Genomic DNA, 18,321 nt, shown 5'->3' on the forward strand with positions numbered 1-18,321 from the left:
TGTACAAACTTTTCTGCGTAAAGCAAAAATTTATAAATTTCGCGCGGACGCTTCATCGTGTATATAAAAAGCGATTTGCAAGCCAGAGAGCACCATGAACGTCAACCTGCTGAAGAAAGGGGCCGAAAGCCCCGCGACATTGGCAACCAGCATCTATGAGCGGCTAAAGGCCGATATTCTCTCAACGCGACTGGAGCCCGGCCGGAAGCTGCAATTGCGCTTTCTGATCGAGCATTACGATGCCGGCCAGACGCCATTGCGCGAGGCACTGAACCGCCTGACGACGGAGGATCTCGTCATTGGAAAGGAACAGCGCGGCTTCTTCGTGAAACCGATCAGTCTGGATGAATTACACGAACTGACGAAAACGCGTTGCTGGGTGGAGGGGCTGGCGCTGCGCGAATCCATGGCGAACGCAACGCCCGAGTGGGAGGAGGCGCTTCTGGTGGCGCATCACCGGCTGGAGCGCACTCCGCGCTCGCTCAATCCGGAACATTTTGAAGACAATCCGGAATGGGAAAGGTTCCATCGCGCCTTTCATGCGCTTCTCATTGGCGGCTGCGGATCGAAGCCTCTGATCGGCTTTTGCGAACAGCTTGCTGACCGGCTTTACCGCTATCGAGCCCTTTCAATTCGCAAGGCCTTTCGGGTCCGCAAGGTCAGCGACGAGCATGCTCGTATCCTGAAAGCCGTGCTTGATCGAGATACCGCTGAAGCTGAGCGGCTATTGCAGCAACATTATGAGAAGACGGCAGAGATCATCCGCGTTGATCTTGAAGCCGAAACGGTCAGCCCTGACCCGCGAGGCAGAGTAGCCTGATCCCGTCATGAAAGAGCTCGGCAGCGTCTACTTAAAAGAACGAGGGCGTCGGCGTCGCTCCTCAGTCGAATTGTTCACCATGCCCGATCTGTTCACGAACCGCATCGCCAATTGACGGATCATCCACCGGATCCGGGTCCGCACTGTTGGCGTCCTCGATAGAGTGAGCCGCCGCGACCAGCGCGCCAAGTACCTCTCGAGTGCCCCACCCCACTTCGTTCGCTGAGGCGATAACTTCTTCTAGGGTTTCTCTGGCCGCCGCCTTCAATTCCTCGAAGCGCTGCTGCAAATCCTGGGATCGTGGTGATGGAAACGGCATGGTCGGCTCCTTTCGTTGACGAGGTAACCCGCAAGACATCGGTCGGTTCCCGCCGACGCCTTAACGGATCCCAGCGGACCAACATTCATCATGACGATGCATAGCTCGCCTCCACAGTTCGCTTGGCGGTATCTTTCTTCAGCCATTGGATGAGAGAGTTGCCAAACATGCCGACAGCGCCTATCCATCCGGATAGTTTCTAAATTTCCTCTCTTATACCCCTCGCATTTTTATAAAGATACGCGCTCACTAAAATGCCAATGCATGCTGATTCAGCCAAATTGCGAGACAGGTGCCGCGCTTTCAGCATCGACGATCTGCTGGCAGATTCCTCCTTTGCAGCCGCTCTCCGCGATGCCGCATTGGAGTTGCTGGCAATCCATCGCACGGCGCCGAGAGTGGTGCGCTATGTCGCCGACTTGCAGAAGTGGCTGCTCAGTCAGGCGACTTTGGCAATGCATTTCGAGCGCAAGCTCAATCCGAGCTGCCCGCCAGTCACGGTCTCCAACCTGAGAAAATTCTTGGCCGAGAACCATGTTGCCAGCCACAACACGGCGATCGCGCATCTGAAGGAGATGGCGCACTATAAGCTATTCGAGCCGGTAGAAAATGCGGACCGGCGCACCAACGCCATGCAGGCTGCCGCCCATACGGAACAGCTGATCCGGCAATGGCTCGACGGACACCTGCGCTCGCTCGATAGCATAGATGCAGGCGATCGATATCAACGGTCCCAAGCCGATCCGACGATATTATTTCGCGCCCAGCCGCAGATCGCGCGTCGGCTCTTCCATCACCCAGGCTGGTACAGCCCTCCCGAAAGCATCACGCTTTTCGTCAAGTCGGAATCCGGCAGCAACATATTGCACGACCTTATGTCGCGTGTGCCAGCAACCGTGGAGGTGGCTGAGCGCTCATGGATAGGTGCTGTTTCGGCACGACTTGCCGCCGCTGACTATCTCATTTCCCGCACTCATACCGGCAGGATACTCGCAACCGCCCAGTCCAAGGGGCTATTAGGATGGGAGACGGCCAAGAAGAGCGGCGACTGCTGGGTTTCGGCGAACCTAGTGCTCGGCTATAGACGGTGGCAGGCCGTGAAATTTGCCGTCATCTCAGACGTCTTTGCGGATATCTAGGGTTTTCGGGCGGCGGCCGGCGATTGCTGCTCCTTGTGGCGCCGTCTGGCGGGGTGCGACGCGGATCTGTCCTACAGCGAGATCATCCGACGGACCGGCGCGGTCACCCATTATTCAATGACCGGCCAGCTCGCATGGCTGGCGTTCAGGGCTTCGCGTCGCCGGCGAAATCTGCAAACGCTTGTTCGATCAACTCGGCCGTCGCGCCGGAGGCGACGAGAGTTGCCAACAGGATCCTCGCCTGCCCCGGCCGTAGGGTCGAGGAATGACTGGCGCCGGCGCCGGCAAGATCGTGACCGCCACCGCCGCCGCCATAGCTTGAAAGCAGCAGCCCATCCGAAACCCGGCTGGAGACCACGACGGGGACGCCGATACCCGCGCAGCGCCTAACGGCTTCCACCAGCCGCGGATTGGCATTGCCCGAACCGAGAGCGGCAAGAATGATGCCATTAGCATCGGCCCTCAGGCTCGCATCCATATGCACAGAGTCACAACCCGGATAGATCGCCACGACGTCGACACGCACGTTGTCCAATGTTGCTTCAAGACGCGGACTTGGCGGATTTTCGAGCGGCCTTGATTGCCGAAAAGCGTCGGCAACATCCGAGGAATGTTTGTAGAGCCCCCAGGCAGGCAGCAGGCGACCGCCGAAAGAGATGAGTACGCCGCGACCCGCATTGACCGGATCGATCGCGGCGGCCACGGCCGCGCCAAGATTGGCAGGCCCATCAGCTTTGGGATGATCTGCGGTGAATTGCGCACCCGTGAAGACGACGGGCTTGTTCAATCCGTGCTGCAGATGGACGAGCAAAGCCGTCTCTTCCATCGCGTCCGTACCATGCAGGATGACGATGCCGCTCACGGCTGCATCCGCTAGCAATTCACCCACCTTCTTGCTGATCTCCTGCATGTCGGCGAGCGTGAGACTTGCCGAGTCCTTCGCCATCAACTCGATGGGCCTGAGATCGACAGGCATATCGGGCAGAAGCGCGAGTAGGCTCCCCCCCGACAATGACGGCGCGCTTGCGCCATTCTCGGCCCGCTCGCTTGCGATGGTGCCGCCGGTGGCAATGACTGCCACCAGCGGATTTATGCCTGTTGCCGTCACGAGTAGCCCCGCTCGATCGCCAGTTGCTGGATGCGGTCGCGCAACAGGTACCAGCCTATGACAAGGGCCGGCGCGATCAGGACGAGCGACGCGATCGTCCAGGTGCCGACGGGATAGTCGAGCGCCATCAGCACTAGCACCGCGAAGAGGAAGACAAGGGTCAAAATGCCGGTATAGGGTGCGCCGAACATGCGGAAATCCGGGCGTGCCATCTCACCGCGCTTGGATAGCTTCCAAAGCTTCAATTGGCACAACACGATAACGGCCCAGGCCGAGATGATGCCGAGCGCCGAGAGATTGAGCGCAATCTCGAATGCCGCTGACGGGACAACGGCGTTCAGCGCCACGCCGATGACGGTCACGGCAGCCGTTACCGCAATGCCGCCATAAGGCACGCCGGCCTTGTTCATCTTCGCAAGCGCTGCCGGCGCCGAGCCGGAAACCGCCATTGAATGCAGGATACGGCCGGTGGAATAGAGACCTGCGTTGAGCGAGGACAGAACGGCCGTCAGCACGACGAGGTTCATGACGATGTCGGCGCCTTCGATGCCGATCGTCCCGAAAAAGGTAACGAAGGGGCTCTCGCCGGCCTTATAGGCCGTATAGGGCAGAAGCAGCGACAGAAGCAGAACCGAGCCGACATAGAAGATCAGCAGGCGTGCAACGACAGTGCGGATCGCACCTGGCATGACCTTACGGGGATCCTCGGTCTCGCCTGCCGTCGTACCGATCAGCTCGATCGACGCATAGGCAAAGACCACGCCCTGTATGATGACGAAGGCCGGCAAGATGCCGTTCGGGAAGAAGCCGCCGCTATCCCCGATGATGCTGAACCCTGCCGAATGACCGGCAATCGGCGTTCCGGAGACGACGAAATAGATGCCGATGACGAGGAAGCTGGCAAGCGCGAGAACCTTCACGAGGCTGAACCAGAATTCGAGTTCGCCGAAAACCTTGACCGACAGTAGGTTCATGGAAAGCACGACCATCAGCGCGATCAGCGCAAAGACCCACTGATCGACGCCTGCGAGCCATGGAACGTATTGCTTAAAAAAGTTCATGTAGAGCGCGACGGCGGTCACGTCGGCAACGGAGGTCATGGCCCAGTTCAGCCAATACATCCAGCCAACCGCAAAGGCCATCTTCTCGCCGTAGAATTCGCGGGCATAGGAGACGAAGGAGCCGGAGCTCGGGCGATGCATGATCAATTCGCCGAGCGCGCGCAGCACCAAGAAGGCAAAGAAGCCGCACAGCGCATAGACGAAGATCAAAGCGGGACCGGCTGCGGCAAGCCGCCCGCCTGCCCCGAGGAAAAGGCCGGTGCCGATCGCGCCTCCAATGGCGATCATCTGGATCTGCCTCGGCTTCAGCGCCTTGTGATAGCCAAGCTCCTCATTGGCCGGCGGCCGGCGATCTGCCGGCACATTCTGGATGGTTTTGACTGACATTGCTCCTCCCTTGAGCCGTTTGTCCGTGGACGGGTCCGGGGTGCTCTTTGCACCCGATAGGATGCCGTTCGCTTTGATCAAGCCGTCGATCGCGGCTTACGATCTCCGGTCATGCTGTAATGCTGTATGACAGATTTTTCCTCTTACACGCTGAATTTGGTGCAGGTCAACCCGGCTCTAAACTTATTGACGCGGTTGGGCGCAATCGATAACAGTTTTGCAATCTGTCTTACAGCTTGACAGATATGGCTTGATTTCGACTGCAGGAGGGTAATGTGATCAAGACACGAAGCGAATATGATCTACTGGGCGAAAAGGATATTCCGGCCGATGTCTATTGGGGGGTGCACACCGCACGAGCGGTTGAAAACTTCCAGGTAACGGGCACGCCGATCGGGCGTTACACGCATCTCATCCGCGGCCTGGCCTTCGTCAAAGAAGCGGCTGCCCTTGCTAATCACGAACTGGGTCTGCTCAGCAAAGAAAGGCTCGATCCCATCGTGCGCGCCTGCCGCGAAATTCGTGCCGGCGAGCTCCATGAACAATTCGTCGTTGATGTCATTCAGGGAGGTGCCGGCACCTCGACCAACATGAATGCCAATGAGGTCATCGCTAATCGCGCGCTTGAGCTGCTCGGCCATCCCAAGGGCGATTATGCCCACCTTCATCCGAACGATCACGTCAATCTCAGCCAGTCGACCAATGATGCCTATCCGACAGCCGTCAACGTCGCTGTGATCGAAGCCATCGACAGCCTGGCTGCAGCAATGGAGACATTGCAGACAGCCTTCGAGCGGAAAGCCAAGGAATTCGACAGCATCCTGAAAGTCGGCCGCACGCAACTGCAGGACGCGGTACCGATGACGCTCGGCCAGGAATTTAGAACCTTCGCCATCATGCTCGGCGAAGACAGATCGCGGCTGATCGAATCGGCGGCCCTCCTGCACGAGGTCAATCTCGGTGCCACCGCCATCGGCACAGGCCTCAATGCGCCTCTCGGCTATGCGGCGCTTGCCTGCGCCCATCTGGCCCGGCTCACCGGCCGGCCTCTGGTTACCGCAAGCGACCTCATCGAAGCAACGCAGGATCCCGGCGCCTTCGTCCATCTCTCCGGCGTGCTGAAGCGCGTCGCGGTCAAGCTGTCGAAGACCTGCAACGACCTGCGCCTCCTGTCTTCCGGACCACGGGCCGGCATCGGCGAGATCACACTGCCAGCCATGCAAGCAGGTTCGAGCATCATGCCCGGCAAGGTTAATCCGGTCATTCCGGAAATGGTCAACCAGGTGGCCTTTTCCGTCATCGGCAACGACATCACTGTCACCATGGCTGCGGAAGCAGGCCAGTTGCAGCTCAATGCCTTCGAACCGATCATCGTGCGCTCGCTATCGGAAAGCATCATGCATCTGACCGCAGCCTGCCATATCCTTGCCGAGCGCTGCGTCGACGGCATCACGGCCAATCCGGCTCTCATGGCGCAGCGCCTTCAAGAATCGATCGGCCTTGCCACGGCGCTCAATCCGTTGATCGGCTATCAGGCTGCCACCAAGGTTGCCCGCGAGGCGCTGGCAACGGGACGCACCATACCAGAAATCGTGCTCCAGCATGAATATCTGACCGCCGAACAACTGGTCGAGGCACTACGGCCGGAGCGGCTGGCCAACCTGCCCGCCGCTCTCAATGCTGCGGTTGATCCTCGCCAATGATCGTGGTCACAGCACGCTTCACCTGACCGAGATGCGCTTCCATCGCCGCGATGGCCCCTTCTTCCGATCCCGCCGCAATCGCTTCAACGATGTGGCGGTGCTCGACATTCGAGGCCACGCGGCGCTGCGCCATCATGTTGACCAGCTCAGATTGCTGCATTAACGCATCGCGGGCATCCGTCACGATCTTGGCGAAGACGGCATTTCCCGAGGATTCCGCGATCATCGAGTGAAATTCAGAGTCCAAATTCACCCACTTCAAGGGATCCTCTTCGTGGTCCATCACATCGCAAAGCTCAAGCAGGCGTGCGAGCTGCTGCTCTGTCCGCCGCAGAGCCGCCCAGCCTGCGGCGGGAACCTCAATAAATGGGCGGGCCTCAATCAAATCACGTGCAGAATAACCGCCGTAACGCAGCTCCGGTCCGGGTGTCGACGTTATGACATAGGTGCCGCTGCCGGTGCGAGTCTGGGTTAAGCCGAGTGTCTGAAGGGAGCGGAGCGCTTCGCGGATAATCGGGCGACTGACACCATAACGCGAGGCAAGCTGCGCCTCAGCGGGCAGTCGCGTCCCGACCACCAACCGTCCCGATGTGATTGCCGAACGAATATCCTCAAATACTGCCTCAGCAGCATTTTTCCGACTGATCGGACTTGTATAAGATAACCAATCAGCCACCTCACTCATGCCATCCAACCTTCACAAACATTCTCTGCTTGTCAAGGATCGAACGCCAAACGGGCGCAGCTCTGCGATTCCCTGCCGAACGGCGGCGCCTTGAAGGAATCAGAACCGTCACGCCCCTGAAAATTGGGCCAAGATATTGATTTTTCTGTTACGTCATAAATACTGCAGGGCGATGCCGATTGTCTGTCATATGCTACCGCGACGATCCATTAATTCACTATTGATACAGCCATCGTGCGAATAGGATAGGACGCTTGAGCGTTCTAAGTCCCGAGGTCCTATGTCTGAAGTCGACTGGCTGAGCCATCTCCTGGAAATCATCACGGTCACTGGTCAGCTCGAGGTCCGCTGTGCCTACGGTGCGCCATGGCGGGTGGCCTGGGGCCGCGCGGCGGCGAACGAAATCCCCTACCACGTCATCGTCAAGGGTCGAGCCGTTTTCGAGAATCCGGAGACGAGAACAGCGAGGGAACTGGTGAGCGGAGATATCGTGCTGTTACCTCACGGTGCGGCGCATGTGCTGCACGACGGTAGCGGGCAAACACCCATCCCCACTCAGCAGCGTCGAGGGTCTGCCGGTTGGATGCTGAGCGAAAACGCCAGCCAGGGTGAGCAGCTCGATCTGTTGTGTGGTCGATTTTTTATTGCACCGCCGCATGATCGACTGATCCGCAACTACCTGCCCACAAACCTCGTGGCGCGGGCCATGGATGGCCAGGGAGAAGACGGTATCGGTTCCGCTTCCAACCAGCTAGCCAGTCTGGTGGGGCTGATGCGAATGGAATCGACCGGCGACCGAGCCGGAGGGCGCGCGGTTCTCAATGCACTTTCTTCGGCCCTTTTCACACTCGTGCTTCGCGCCGCGAGCGAGTCCGAGAGAGCCCCCGAAGGTCTATTGGCGCTGGCCGCCCATCCGCGGCTGGCTCCAGCCATCGCGGCCATGCTTGCCGACCCAGCCCAGCCTTGGAAACTGCCTGATCTCGCGGCCTTGTGCGGCATGTCACGTGCTACGTTCATGCGGCACTTTCAAGACAGGCTGGGTTGTTCAGCCCTCGATCTCTTGACTGATCTGCGCATGAGCCTGGCAGCCAACGAGTTGAAAAAGCCTGCGATCAGCACGGAGGCTGTGGCCGAAACGGTTGGCTATCAATCTGTTTCGGCATTCCGACGTGTCTTTGCCGAGAGAATGGGGATGACGCCCGGGGAATGGCGCAGACAGGCGTATGGCGGCGAGACGGGCGCGGGTTAGGTTAGACACGCGGGATTTGATCCTTTCGCGCATCATATTGAGGTAATAAAGTCTCGTTATTCTCAAATAGGTCAGTAAATTGGGCTCCGTAATCATTTGATGAGGGAGCCACTCAATGAACTACATCAGCAACGCAGCCAACGAACCGACGCCGACGAATGCCGTCATCGAAACCATTCTGAGTCGTAGCGCTGCCAAATACTACGACACCACCGCCGCGCTGAGCGACGATCAGATCCGCGATCTGGTGCGGATCGGCACTTCCGCGCCGACATCGTTCCACCTGCAGAACTGGCGGTTTATCGCTGTCCGTACGCCAGCGGCAAAGGCTCGGTTACGTCCGATCGCCTGGAATCAGCCGGCGATCAGCGACGCCGCCGTTACCTTCATTATCGTCGGCCGGTTGGCCGATGCCAGCACCGTGCCCGCCCGTCTGGCGCCGGTGGTGGAAGCCGGCATCATGCCGGCGCATCTGGTGCCGGAATGGGAAGCGCCCGCTCGCGGGCTCTATGACGATCAACCCCAGCGACAGCGCGACGAGGCGGTACGCACTGCTACTTTTGGCGCCGCGGCGATCATCTATGCAGCGCGCTCCCTTGGTCTGGGTTCGACGCCGATGATTGGGTTCGACGCAGAAGCCGTGCACAGCGAGTTCGGCCTGGCCGAAGACGAAATCCCAGTCATGCTCCTGAGCGTAGGGCCGGAGCGGGCCGGCAACTGGCCGCAGAAGCCGCGCCTGCCGGTGGCCGATGTCCTGGACTTTGCATAATTCGCAACCCAATCAGAAACTTACGGAGATTATGATGCCTAGAACTATTGCCCTGAAGCCTGAACAGGTCCCGGCCGAATCGAAACAGACTCTCGATGCTTTCACCAAGAGCATCGGGTTCACCCCCAACATGATGGCGGCCTTCGCGCAGAGCCCGATCGCGTTCAACGCGTGGGTCATTCTGCTCGGCTCCCTGAGCAAGGCGCTTGACGTGAAGACACGAGACAGCATCGGCCTCGCCGTCTCCGAAGTGAACGGTTGCAATTATTGCCTGACGGTTCACAGCTTCACCGCCGAACACATGGCCAAGCTGCCGGCCGATGACATCATTCTCGCCCGGAAGGGTCATGCCAACGATCCGAAACGAGATGCCGCCGTCCAGTTTGCGCAAAAAGTCATAGAGACTCGAGGGCAGGTCAGCGACGCCGATCTGAGCGCCGTCCGCGATGCCGGCTACACCGACGCGAACATCATCGAGATCGTCACACTGGTGGCGATGTACTCCCTGACGAACTTCTTCAACAACGTATTCGATCCCGAGAAGGATTTTCCCGCGGTACCGCCGGCCGGGTCGATCTGACCCTATCCCGTCGCAACCTCTTGAAACCATTGGGATCGATCACATGAACATCCTCCATCTTGATAGCAGTTCGCGTCGACAATCGCATAGCCGTCAGCTGTCGGCGGCAATCGTCGAAAAGCTTCTCGAGGTTGCGCCCGGCGCAAGCATCAGCCGGCGTGATTTGGGGACCGAACCCTTGCCTCACGCCGTGGCTGATTATGCGGTCGCGCTATCGACGCCGGCCACATTGGCCGCCCCACCGAAGGGTTCTCTGGATCTTTCCGAAGCGCTTGTCCAGGAGGTGGAAGCGGCCGATGTGGTTGTCATCGGAACGCCGATGCACAACTTCACGATCCCCTCGGCCCTCAAAGCTTGGATCGATCAAATCCTGCGCGTCGGTCGCACGATGAAGTCGACGCCGGCGGGGAAGGTAGGAATGCTTCTGGACCGTCCGGTGTTTATCGGCGTCGCCTCCGGCGGCATTTTTAGCGGTGGCCGAGCCAACCAGCCGGACTTTCTCACGCCCTATCTGTCGCTGGCACTCAGCTCCATCGGGCTGAAAACCCAGCAGTTTCTCCTCCTGCAGGGCACCGCGTTTCTCGACTGGGACCAAGCACCCTTGGCGAGAGAGAAAGCCCTCGCCGCTCTCGACCTTACTGTGGTGAGGGAGCTTGAAGTCATGCACAGCGGTCCTGCCGTCCTGTCGAGCGCCGGCTGACCCTAACGCGATGCTGCCTGCTTTGGAGGGTGTCGCCAGACACATTCTGCGCCGCAAGCTTGGCACAGCCGTATCCTAACCCCTCCGGCCCACCGGACTACGAAAACGAGGCCTTCAGATGACTTTACCAACCAACCCGCGCCCCCAGATCGGCGACAGGATCATCGACAATTCAGCACCGCCCGATGACAGCGCAGTTCGAGAATGGATCGGACCGCAGGCATTCGGACATTGGGCGGAACTGCGGAATTGGATCGACGAGTTCTATCCTGCCGTTTTCGAGCCGGACTGGCTCTACGGTGGCAAGAACCGCGGTTGGTCCTTGCGCTACAAGAAAACCAAGGCATTCACCACCTTGGTTCCGGAATATCGGCGGTTTTCGGCTGTCGTGGTCATGGGCGGAGCAGAACGAGAGAAGTTTGAGGAGCGGCGTTATGTCTGGCGTCCGCAACTGGTCAAGCTCTACGATGAAGCCAAAACATACATCGACGGTAAATGGCTGACCCTTGGCATCGCATCGACAGACGATCTGCACGATGTAACTGCGCTTTTAACGATGAAGCGCCCGCCACCATCGCGCGGTTGAACGTCACAGAAATCACCGATTTGTAGTGCGGCGGCTCCGCGGAACTCGAGCGGCGGTCTCATCGACATCGCACACCAATTCAAAATCAAGGTCATCGCCGGAGCGAGAGACAGCCAAGATCGAAAGGCTTTCCGCAAGCAATCTAGTCTGAACCAACAAATGTCTGAGGAGATAATTCCCATGAAAGCGATCATAGCAACTAATCAAGCCGCGGGAACGGCCGGCATGAAGCTGGTGGAGCGGCCCGAGCCGCAGGCGGCCATAAACGACGTCATCGTTGAGGTTCATGCGTCGGGGTTCGTCCCGACCGAACTGACCTGGCCCTCGACCTGGGTCGACCGCGTTGGCAACGAGCGAACACCGTCGATCCCCGGGCATGAGCTGGCCGGGGTGGTCACCGCTCTAGGTTATGGCACGACGGGACTGTCGGTAGGTCAACGGGTGTTCGGCCTCACGGACTGGTATCGCGACGGGACCCTGGCGCAATACGTGGCTGTCGAGGCGCGCAACCTTGCGCCGCTGCCGGGTGAAGTCGATTTCACGGTGGGCGCGAGCTTGCCAATCTCAGGCCTGACCGCGTGGCAGGGATTGTTTCAGCACGGCCGTCTCCAGCCCGGCCAGAGTATCCTTGTTCATGGTGCCGCCGGCGCAGTTGGCTCGCTTGTGGCACAGTTAGCGCGCGACTTTGGTGCCTACGTCATTGGCACCGGGCGCTCCGCCGACCGTCACAAGGCTCTCGAGTTCGGCGCGCAGGAGTTTGTGGATCTTGAAAACGATGTCCTCGAAGACGTGGGTGGCGTCGATCTGGTGTACGATGTCATTGGCGGCGATATTGGAAAGCGTTCCGCAGGCCTGATACGCGCAGGAGGAACGCTGGTGTCCATTGTTGGGCCAGTCGAGACGCGGCCCGCCGACGGTCTGGCGATCGACTTCGTCGTCGAATCCGATCGTGCCCAGCTGGGCGAAATCGTCCAGCGGATACGGGACGGACGCCTACGGACGAACATCGGCAATGTCTCTACGCTCGATAGCGCCGTCGCCGCTCTCAGCTCGACCGAGCGACGCACCGGGAAGACGATCATCCGCATTCGTCCATGAGAGACTTCGGGGATCGATACATCGAGCCACCGGATAGCGAACGCGGTCCTCGACCTTAGTCTTGTCGGCCGAAGCAACAACTCCGGCCGACACGCTAGCGAAATTTCCGGGCCGCCAACAACTACGGGGCGGCCGCAGCCGTGCTCTTGAAGGGATGCCGTTCAACATCTGCGGTGACCCGTCTGAAAAGGGAACAGTCTTTGGCGCTATCGGTTGGCTCAATATGGTCTTCGCTTTGTCGCCTCTCGACGTCCATTGCAGCAAAGCTGTAACAAATATTGGCGTTTAGGTGACGTTTGAGGCGTTTGGGACCGTTGTTGGCCGATCCGAATTTTTCCTTGGCTCAAGCAACACATGGCTGATTTCGGCGATGACGCTATCTACAATTCGGGCGGCGAATACGTTTGTCCAATTCTGCGATTGCACGATTGCGGTAGAAATCTCGAGCTCGACAGTCGCCTGATCTTTCCGACCGGCATGGAAATGCGCAAGCCCTCGGAAAGCAGCGTTCAAACAACGGTTCGTGTCATTGCTGTCGTCGGCTTCAGCGAGTAGGGCCAGGGCCTCCTCATGACGTCCGAAACGGGCCAGCGCAGCGCCGCGAGTACCCTTCAACGTGGCAAGCTCGGGCGCAAGCAGGAGCGCTTTCTGTGTCAACCGGTCGAGATACGCGTTATCGCGCAGGCCTTCATTTGCGAGGACATGCATGGAGATGCTCTCCATGATTAGGAGTTGCTCACTACGCGAGGGTGCAATGGACAGCTCGTGCTCTAGAGCAACGATTTGCTGCTCAGGCTGACGATGGATCAAGCTGTTGAGTTCGAGAAGAAGATAGGCAATCCGATCCGACTGGCGACTGAGCGCAGGCTCTTCAATACCTGCATAGGGTCGCAATGCATTCAGGTAAAGCTGCCGGTGCATTGCAAGGTAATCGACCTTCGGCCACACGGTTTGCCACAAGGCCAGCATGTCATTCGCCATGCGCTTGCCATATAACGTGGAGTAATGTGGCATGAGATTGGAGTAGATCATAGGGACCTGAAATGCGAGGGCGGGAAAGAGCACCACCCTCAGGGCAACTGCATCACTCGAAAACCGTAAGGCAACGATCAGGATGGCGAACCAGGCCAGATCCATCACTGGCCCGCCAGCAATGAAAAGCAGCCGCGCCGCTTTAGCGTAACGCAACTTCGGAACGCCGGTTACCCTGCCCCCAAGCGGGATGAGCCCGACAATAATTTCCGTCCCAGACCAGCGGCCGCGAAAGATGATCGGCCCTCGGCCGAGACGAATTTCCTGTATCTCCATTTTCACGCTGAGGCCGGCCAGCACATGGCCCATCTCATGCAAGATGAAACTTATCCAAGGGCTGACGAACAGAGACAAAATAAATAAAACAAACATAATAAGAATATTTTCCGCCGGTTTCGGTAGGACTTAGAGGAGTTTCGTGACGAGCGATCCTAAGGCAGGCTCATCGGTTTCCGGTGTCGCAGACAGCTGCGCAGCACCTAGGCGCCGATGCCGATGACACTCTCGCGAACACCCATTAGTTTCGCAGCTCTCTCGTTCAAGCGGCTTCGTCGTCGGGCCGCGCTGGGGTGCGAGCACATGACCGGGCTGGAAGGAGACTGGTGCGCGACGCGGTTTCCTTGCCTTGAAGGACTGGCGAAGAGCTAGGCAGCGTTCGCCGCGACAGGCTTCCCGAACCTGCCGATGTTCCCGTCGCCCCATGCCTTCAATGCGACAAGGATCGGCTCGAGACTGCGTCCCAGCGGCGAGATCGTGTATTCGACCTTCGGCGGAACCTGCGCGTAGACCTTGCGCTCGATCAGACCGTCGTCCTCGAGCTCGCGCAACTGGTTTGTCAACGTGCGCTGCGTGACACCCGCCACCTGCCTGCGGATCTCGTTGAACCGCATGGTTCCTCCTAGAAGATGGAAGAGGACGACGCATTTCCACTTGCCATCGATCAGGCTGATCGCCGCCTCGACCGAGCAGCCGGGATTGCAGTCGAAGCGGGAATGACGAGCCTTGGCCATGACGATATCCTTTTGATCCTTAGATGCGTCTTCGCATGTAGTTCGTACTGTTGTAGTTATTGCAGGTTTCTCGTCGCTGCAAGATGCGAGATTCGTATTCCGCGGCCTGCGGCGACATCGGAAAGACGATCACCTAGCGCAAGCAATCTATTGAATTTACGTCGTAAAGACGAGAAGTTGCCGCTTCCTGCAATCAGCTTCACGGTATCCAGAAGGATACTATTGGCAAGCGTTGTGCGTATCCAAACAGAACGCCCGTACGGCTATATGGAGGTGACTGGTTCGACGATCCCACCAACTGGAGGACCGCTGAAGCCACCCAGGAAAGCAACCTCAAGGAATTTCCAATGTCAGAAAATAGCTTCACCTCCCGTTCGATCACACGGGAAGCCGCCGCAAGGCTCGTCGCAGAAACCATCGCCGCATCGGAGCGCGTCGGCTTCGAACCAGTCGTCGCCATCGTCGACGCTGCAGGAAACCTCAAGGCTTTCGAGCGCAGCGACCGCAGCTCGTACCTCGCCGTCAACATCGCCATCGACAAGGCCTACACGGCAGCCTCCTTCGGCCTCTCGACCGCGCAGTGGGTCGACCTCCTTGAAGACCGAGGTGCGTCGAACCTTCGCTACGTCCCGCGTGTGATGGCGGCGGCCGGCGGTTTCCCGATCATGGACGACGGCATGATCGTCGGCGGCCTCGGCATCTCCGGCGGAAGTTGGGCGCAGGACCAGGAAGCTGGCGAAGAAGCGCTTCGCAACTTCGCCAAGTGAAAGCAGTTCAAGGAGCACAGAAAATGAAAGCAGTCGGATACAAGACCCCCTCGGCCATCGACGGGGCAGATTCCCTCGTAGACATCGAGATCGCCAAGCCGGTCCCGGAAGGCCACGATATCCTGGTCGAGATGAAGGCGGTTTCGGTGAACCCCGTCGATTACAAGATCCGTCGCAGCACGCCCCCGGCGGAGGGCATGGACTGGAAGGTTATCGGATGGGACGCTGCAGGCATCGTCGCCGCCGTCGGCCCCGAGGTCACCAGGTTCGCTCCAGGCGACGAGGTCTGGTATGCGGGTTCGATCCTTCGGCCGGGCACCAACGCGGAGTTCCATCTCGTCGACGAGCGCATCGTCGGCCACAAGCCGTCCAAGCTGGACTGGTCCGACGCCGCCGCTCTGCCGCTGACCACGCTGACAGCCTGGGAAGCTCTCTTCGACCGGATGAATGTGAAAAAGCCGGTGTCGGGTGCTGCGAACGCCATTCTGATCATTGGCGGTGCCGGCGGCGTCGGCTCGATCGCCATCCAGATTGCCCGGCAGTTCACCGACCTGACCGTCATCGCCACCGCGTCGCGTCCGCAGACGCGTGAGTTCGTGACGAAGATGGGCGCCCATCACGTCGTCGACCATTCGAAGCCCCTGGCACAGCAGATCGCGGATCTGGGCATCGGCGCGCCTGCCTTTGTGTTCTCCACCACCCAGACGGAGAAGCATGTGGTGGAGATCGCAGAGTTGATATCGCCGCAGGGCCGCTTCGGCCTAATCGACGACCCGAAGAGCTTCGACATCATGCTGTTCAAGCGCAAGGCAGTGTCGATTCATCACGAGCTGATGTTCACCCGCTCGATCTATCAGACGCCCGACATGATCGAACAGGGACGGATTCTCGACGAGGTCGGCGCCGCCGCCGATGCCGGTCGCATCCGCTCCACGGCGACGGTGCGCCTCGGCACGATCAATGCCGACAACCTGAAGAAGGCGCATGCTCAGCTCGAGAGCGGCTCGACCATCGGCAAGGTCGTCCTCGAAGGGTTCTAACAACCGAGAGCGGCCTTTCGCGGCCGCCCTTCTGTTGCATCCGACGTTCCTATTCGTCGCCACTGCAAAATCCGGGCAGACGCAAATCCGTTTGATCCGAAGTGGGACAGCTACTTCACTGCGAGGAGGGTCTGCCATCGAAAATTACAGATCCACGCGGTGAGTCCGCATACTCTCCCGACACACAGGAACCGGCGGCTCTGGTCAAACAGGGTTTAGCGGAGGCTTGAGCCCTATGCGGGGAAACTCGCACGTACAGTTCTTAGGGAGGAGCGACCCCGCAACGGATCGTTCCTATCCGCGGCTGCCTGAATTGGGCAGCCCTGCGACGCTGCATTAAGGATCAGATGACCGACCGGCGAACACAAGAGCGTAAGCACGGAACGTAGCCGCGCCACTATCACTGCATCCGTCACCTGCTCCCTCGGAACGGGACAGCGCTATCGCCTGCCACACTAGGGAAGACACTCGCCAATTCTCGGTAACTTATTGTCTGGTCCCGACAACGCACAATCACCATCGTTGCTTCTACGAGACCTTGATCGGCTGCTTTGCGAAACCAGGCTAGGGCTTCGGCCTTGTCCTGAGCCACACCCCACCCGCGCGCATACATATTCCCAATATGATCCTGCGCAACCGCGTTTCCTTTATCCGCCGCCTTGCGGTACCACAGCATTGCCTGGCTGTAGTCAAGGGGTGTTCCTTTGCCACAAACATACATATCGCCAACGTTAACTTGGCCGGCGGCACTACCGGCATCTGCCGCCTTGGGGCAGACTAAGCTAACCGCACTTTTCGATTGGTTTTTCGGAAGGTCGCGTACCAACCCAATCCAATTTCGCTTTTCGGCCATTCAACACCGTTGCGCAATTGCAAATCATATATTTTGATTGCGCATCACTGCCTGAAATCACCATCAGCAGCAACTGAATTTATTGCGTTTTCCCGGCTGAATGCAATGGTGTGTAAACGATCCTTAACGGGTGGTTTTTTGAACTACACCACGAAGATAGGTGCACCGGCATCCTACCCCGTCTGGCCCCGCTTGGGGAGAGCTGTTTGATTGTCGATATACAGTAGTGACTGGTCTGTCTGCGGCTTTCCTGCCTAGCTTCCTCACCGAAAGTGCGGGATTCCGATGAGGCCGCAGGAGCAACGATGCGATGCATTATCTCAAACCCGCGCGTCAATGCTCTCATAGTCTGTCGCAGACATAGGGTGGCGGGAAGTGCAGCGTTTCAGTGCGGCTCAGTGAACGATATTGCAACCAGCCTTCTAAATATGGAGATGTTGTCTTCTCGATGATTGAATCGGCTCACCATAGGCTGCAGGCAAGTCGAGGAGACCGCTCATGACGCGCAGGCAGTTTGCGATATCCAGCAGCATATTCACAGTGGTGATGATCGTATTCATCGCCAACTTTCCATTTCTACTTATGACCCTTGTACGCATGACCCACTGCGCGGCCGATACATGTGGGGCTGTCGGACTCGTCTTTGGTATGTATGGTCGGATGCTGGGTGTTCTGATCTACGGGACAGCAATGTTGCCGTCATTTCGCTCGCTGCTGGTTGAGTTTCTGGTGGGTTGTCGCGTCGTTCTTTTGGCTTCTCGCTGCCCGCGACGCGCTGATGACCGGCTTGAATTTTTGGGCCGTAGGCTTGTCCTTGGGAATTCTGTCGTTCCAATGGCCGGTGACGCTGATTTTCCTTCTCGCCTTCCTTATCTTCCTCTCGCTCTGGAAAGGGTTCGACGAGAACGCCGTCGGCCGGTCCGCCATCGACGGTTTTAAGACGCATGGGATGGGTCCTTGAGCCACGTTCCAAATTGTAACAATGCGAGCTATTTGGTGACGGTGGAGGCGCCGATAACTGTGGATGGCCAGCCCGCAACTGTAAGCGTACGTCCGGCTTCGTGGCTGAGGTGGCTTGCCCTACACAATGAAATTGGGGCACCGCTAGTTGCAATTAGCTGTCACTTGCCGGGGCCAGACCGTTACCAGATTGTAGTCAGCGGCGCCGTATACGGCTGTGTCTCAAACGAAATTGACCTAAACCCGAAAGGCGCTGCTTATGTAGTCGCCTCGGGCCTGGCTTTTTCCCCTCTTGAGAAAAGACATGGATGTTATTCGCGGCATCGCAAATGACATTTCCGATGTACGTCATCGTCGCATTTGGAGCGACGATCGAGATCATCGTATCTGGCTCACGATGCTTTCTCGCAAAATGGAACGCGCCAGCAACCGCTCCACCGGCGAGTAACGCCCCA

The 18,321-nt window shown here is 58.6% G+C and carries 20 protein-coding genes; 13 read left to right on the forward strand and 7 right to left on the reverse strand.

Features of this window, described 5'->3' with window-relative positions:
- Window positions 1-94: 94 nt before the first annotated feature.
- Window positions 95-820: a GntR family transcriptional regulator gene (locus tag QA648_RS30890; RefSeq protein ID WP_283052747.1), complete on the forward strand. Its 726-nt coding sequence runs from the start codon at window positions 95-97 to the stop codon at window positions 818-820.
- 61 nt (window positions 821-881) lie between these two features.
- On the opposite strand, the gene QA648_RS30895 is transcribed toward QA648_RS30890, so the two are convergent.
- A complete protein-coding gene (locus tag QA648_RS30895) occupies window positions 882-1,139 on the reverse strand; it encodes a hypothetical protein (protein WP_283052748.1) in 258 nt (85 codons plus the stop codon).
- A 260-nt stretch (window positions 1,140-1,399) separates the two neighbouring features.
- Between QA648_RS30895 and QA648_RS30900 the strand changes: the two genes are divergently transcribed.
- Complete coding sequence (locus tag QA648_RS30900; protein ID WP_283052749.1) at window positions 1,400-2,278, forward strand: hypothetical protein; 879 nt, start codon at window positions 1,400-1,402, stop codon at window positions 2,276-2,278.
- A 145-nt stretch (window positions 2,279-2,423) separates the two neighbouring features.
- Here QA648_RS30900 and QA648_RS30905 read toward each other — a convergent pair whose 3' ends face one another.
- Both QA648_RS30905 and QA648_RS30910 read right to left on the reverse strand, forming a co-directional pair.
- On the reverse strand, window positions 2,424-3,386 hold the full coding sequence (locus tag QA648_RS30905) for an asparaginase domain-containing protein (protein WP_260304448.1): 963 nt from the start codon (window positions 3,384-3,386) through the stop codon (window positions 2,424-2,426).
- Window positions 3,383-4,834, reverse strand: a complete 1,452-nt coding sequence (locus QA648_RS30910; protein ID WP_260304449.1) for an amino acid permease — start codon at window positions 4,832-4,834, stop codon at window positions 3,383-3,385. Before QA648_RS30910 ends, QA648_RS30905 begins: the two co-directional genes overlap by 4 nt.
- A gap of 275 nt (window positions 4,835-5,109) precedes the next feature.
- Between QA648_RS30910 and QA648_RS30915 the strand changes: the two genes are divergently transcribed.
- The gene (locus QA648_RS30915) at window positions 5,110-6,537 is read left to right on the forward strand and encodes an aspartate ammonia-lyase (protein ID WP_260304450.1); all 1,428 of its coding nucleotides are present in this window, start codon (window positions 5,110-5,112) and stop codon (window positions 6,535-6,537) included.
- Here QA648_RS30915 and QA648_RS30920 read toward each other — a convergent pair.
- On the reverse strand, window positions 6,509-7,222 hold the full coding sequence (locus QA648_RS30920) for a FadR/GntR family transcriptional regulator (RefSeq protein ID WP_260304452.1): 714 nt from the start codon (window positions 7,220-7,222) through the stop codon (window positions 6,509-6,511). The genes QA648_RS30915 and QA648_RS30920 overlap by 29 nt on opposite strands.
- A gap of 280 nt (window positions 7,223-7,502) precedes the next feature.
- On the opposite strand from QA648_RS30920, the gene QA648_RS30925 reads away from it, so the two are divergent.
- The 6 genes from QA648_RS30925 (at window position 7,503) to QA648_RS30950 (ending at window position 12,204) form a co-directional block, all read left to right on the forward strand.
- Window positions 7,503-8,471: an AraC family transcriptional regulator gene (locus QA648_RS30925; protein ID WP_260304453.1), complete on the forward strand. Its 969-nt coding sequence runs from the start codon at window positions 7,503-7,505 to the stop codon at window positions 8,469-8,471.
- 115 nt (window positions 8,472-8,586) lie between these two features.
- On the forward strand, window positions 8,587-9,240 hold the full coding sequence (locus tag QA648_RS30930; RefSeq protein ID WP_260304455.1) for a nitroreductase family protein: 654 nt from the start codon (window positions 8,587-8,589) through the stop codon (window positions 9,238-9,240).
- Between the two features lie 34 nt (window positions 9,241-9,274).
- Window positions 9,275-9,820, forward strand: a complete 546-nt coding sequence (locus tag QA648_RS30935) for a peroxidase-related enzyme (protein ID WP_283052752.1) — start codon at window positions 9,275-9,277, stop codon at window positions 9,818-9,820.
- 43 nt (window positions 9,821-9,863) lie between these two features.
- Window positions 9,864-10,520, forward strand: coding sequence for an NAD(P)H-dependent oxidoreductase (locus tag QA648_RS30940; RefSeq protein ID WP_283052753.1), 657 nt, complete (start codon window positions 9,864-9,866; stop codon window positions 10,518-10,520).
- Window positions 10,521-10,638: 118 nt separating this feature from the next.
- A complete protein-coding gene (locus QA648_RS30945) occupies window positions 10,639-11,106 on the forward strand; it encodes a DUF3788 domain-containing protein (protein ID WP_283052754.1) in 468 nt (155 codons plus the stop codon).
- Between the two features lie 180 nt (window positions 11,107-11,286).
- Window positions 11,287-12,204 carry an NADP-dependent oxidoreductase gene (locus QA648_RS30950; RefSeq protein WP_283052755.1) on the forward strand — a complete coding sequence of 306 codons (918 nt, stop codon included), beginning with the start codon at window positions 11,287-11,289 and terminating at the stop codon, window positions 12,202-12,204.
- 285 nt (window positions 12,205-12,489) lie between these two features.
- On the opposite strand, the gene QA648_RS30955 is transcribed toward QA648_RS30950, so the two are convergent.
- Together QA648_RS30955 and QA648_RS30960 are read right to left on the reverse strand one after the other, a co-directional pair.
- The gene (locus QA648_RS30955) at window positions 12,490-13,608 is read right to left on the reverse strand and encodes a site-2 protease family protein (protein WP_260304460.1); all 1,119 of its coding nucleotides are present in this window, start codon (window positions 13,606-13,608) and stop codon (window positions 12,490-12,492) included.
- Between the two features lie 272 nt (window positions 13,609-13,880).
- A complete protein-coding gene (locus QA648_RS30960) occupies window positions 13,881-14,246 on the reverse strand; it encodes a helix-turn-helix domain-containing protein (RefSeq protein WP_260304461.1) in 366 nt (121 codons plus the stop codon).
- 347 nt (window positions 14,247-14,593) lie between these two features.
- Here QA648_RS30960 and QA648_RS30965 point away from each other — a divergent pair, with 347 nt between their 5' ends.
- Together QA648_RS30965 and QA648_RS30970 are read left to right on the forward strand one after the other, a co-directional pair.
- A complete protein-coding gene (locus QA648_RS30965) occupies window positions 14,594-15,013 on the forward strand; it encodes a heme-binding protein (protein ID WP_283052757.1) in 420 nt (139 codons plus the stop codon).
- A 23-nt stretch (window positions 15,014-15,036) separates the two neighbouring features.
- A complete protein-coding gene (locus QA648_RS30970; protein ID WP_283052759.1) occupies window positions 15,037-16,053 on the forward strand; it encodes a zinc-binding alcohol dehydrogenase family protein in 1,017 nt (338 codons plus the stop codon).
- Window positions 16,054-17,328: 1,275 nt separating this feature from the next.
- Here the strand turns inward: QA648_RS30970 and QA648_RS30975 are convergent.
- Window positions 17,329-17,466, reverse strand: a complete 138-nt coding sequence (locus QA648_RS30975) for a hypothetical protein (protein ID WP_260304464.1) — start codon at window positions 17,464-17,466, stop codon at window positions 17,329-17,331.
- 218 nt (window positions 17,467-17,684) lie between these two features.
- Between QA648_RS30975 and QA648_RS30980 the strand changes: the two genes are divergently transcribed.
- Window positions 17,685-17,867 carry a hypothetical protein gene (locus tag QA648_RS30980; protein ID WP_260304465.1) on the forward strand — a complete coding sequence of 61 codons (183 nt, stop codon included), beginning with the start codon at window positions 17,685-17,687 and terminating at the stop codon, window positions 17,865-17,867.
- 303 nt (window positions 17,868-18,170) lie between these two features.
- On the forward strand, window positions 18,171-18,314 hold the full coding sequence (locus QA648_RS30985) for a hypothetical protein (RefSeq protein ID WP_283052762.1): 144 nt from the start codon (window positions 18,171-18,173) through the stop codon (window positions 18,312-18,314).
- The last annotated feature ends 7 nt before the right edge of the window (window positions 18,315-18,321 follow it).

Source organism: Rhizobium sp. CB3171 (assembly GCF_029714265.1).
Lineage (GTDB): Bacteria > Pseudomonadota > Alphaproteobacteria > Rhizobiales > Rhizobiaceae > Rhizobium.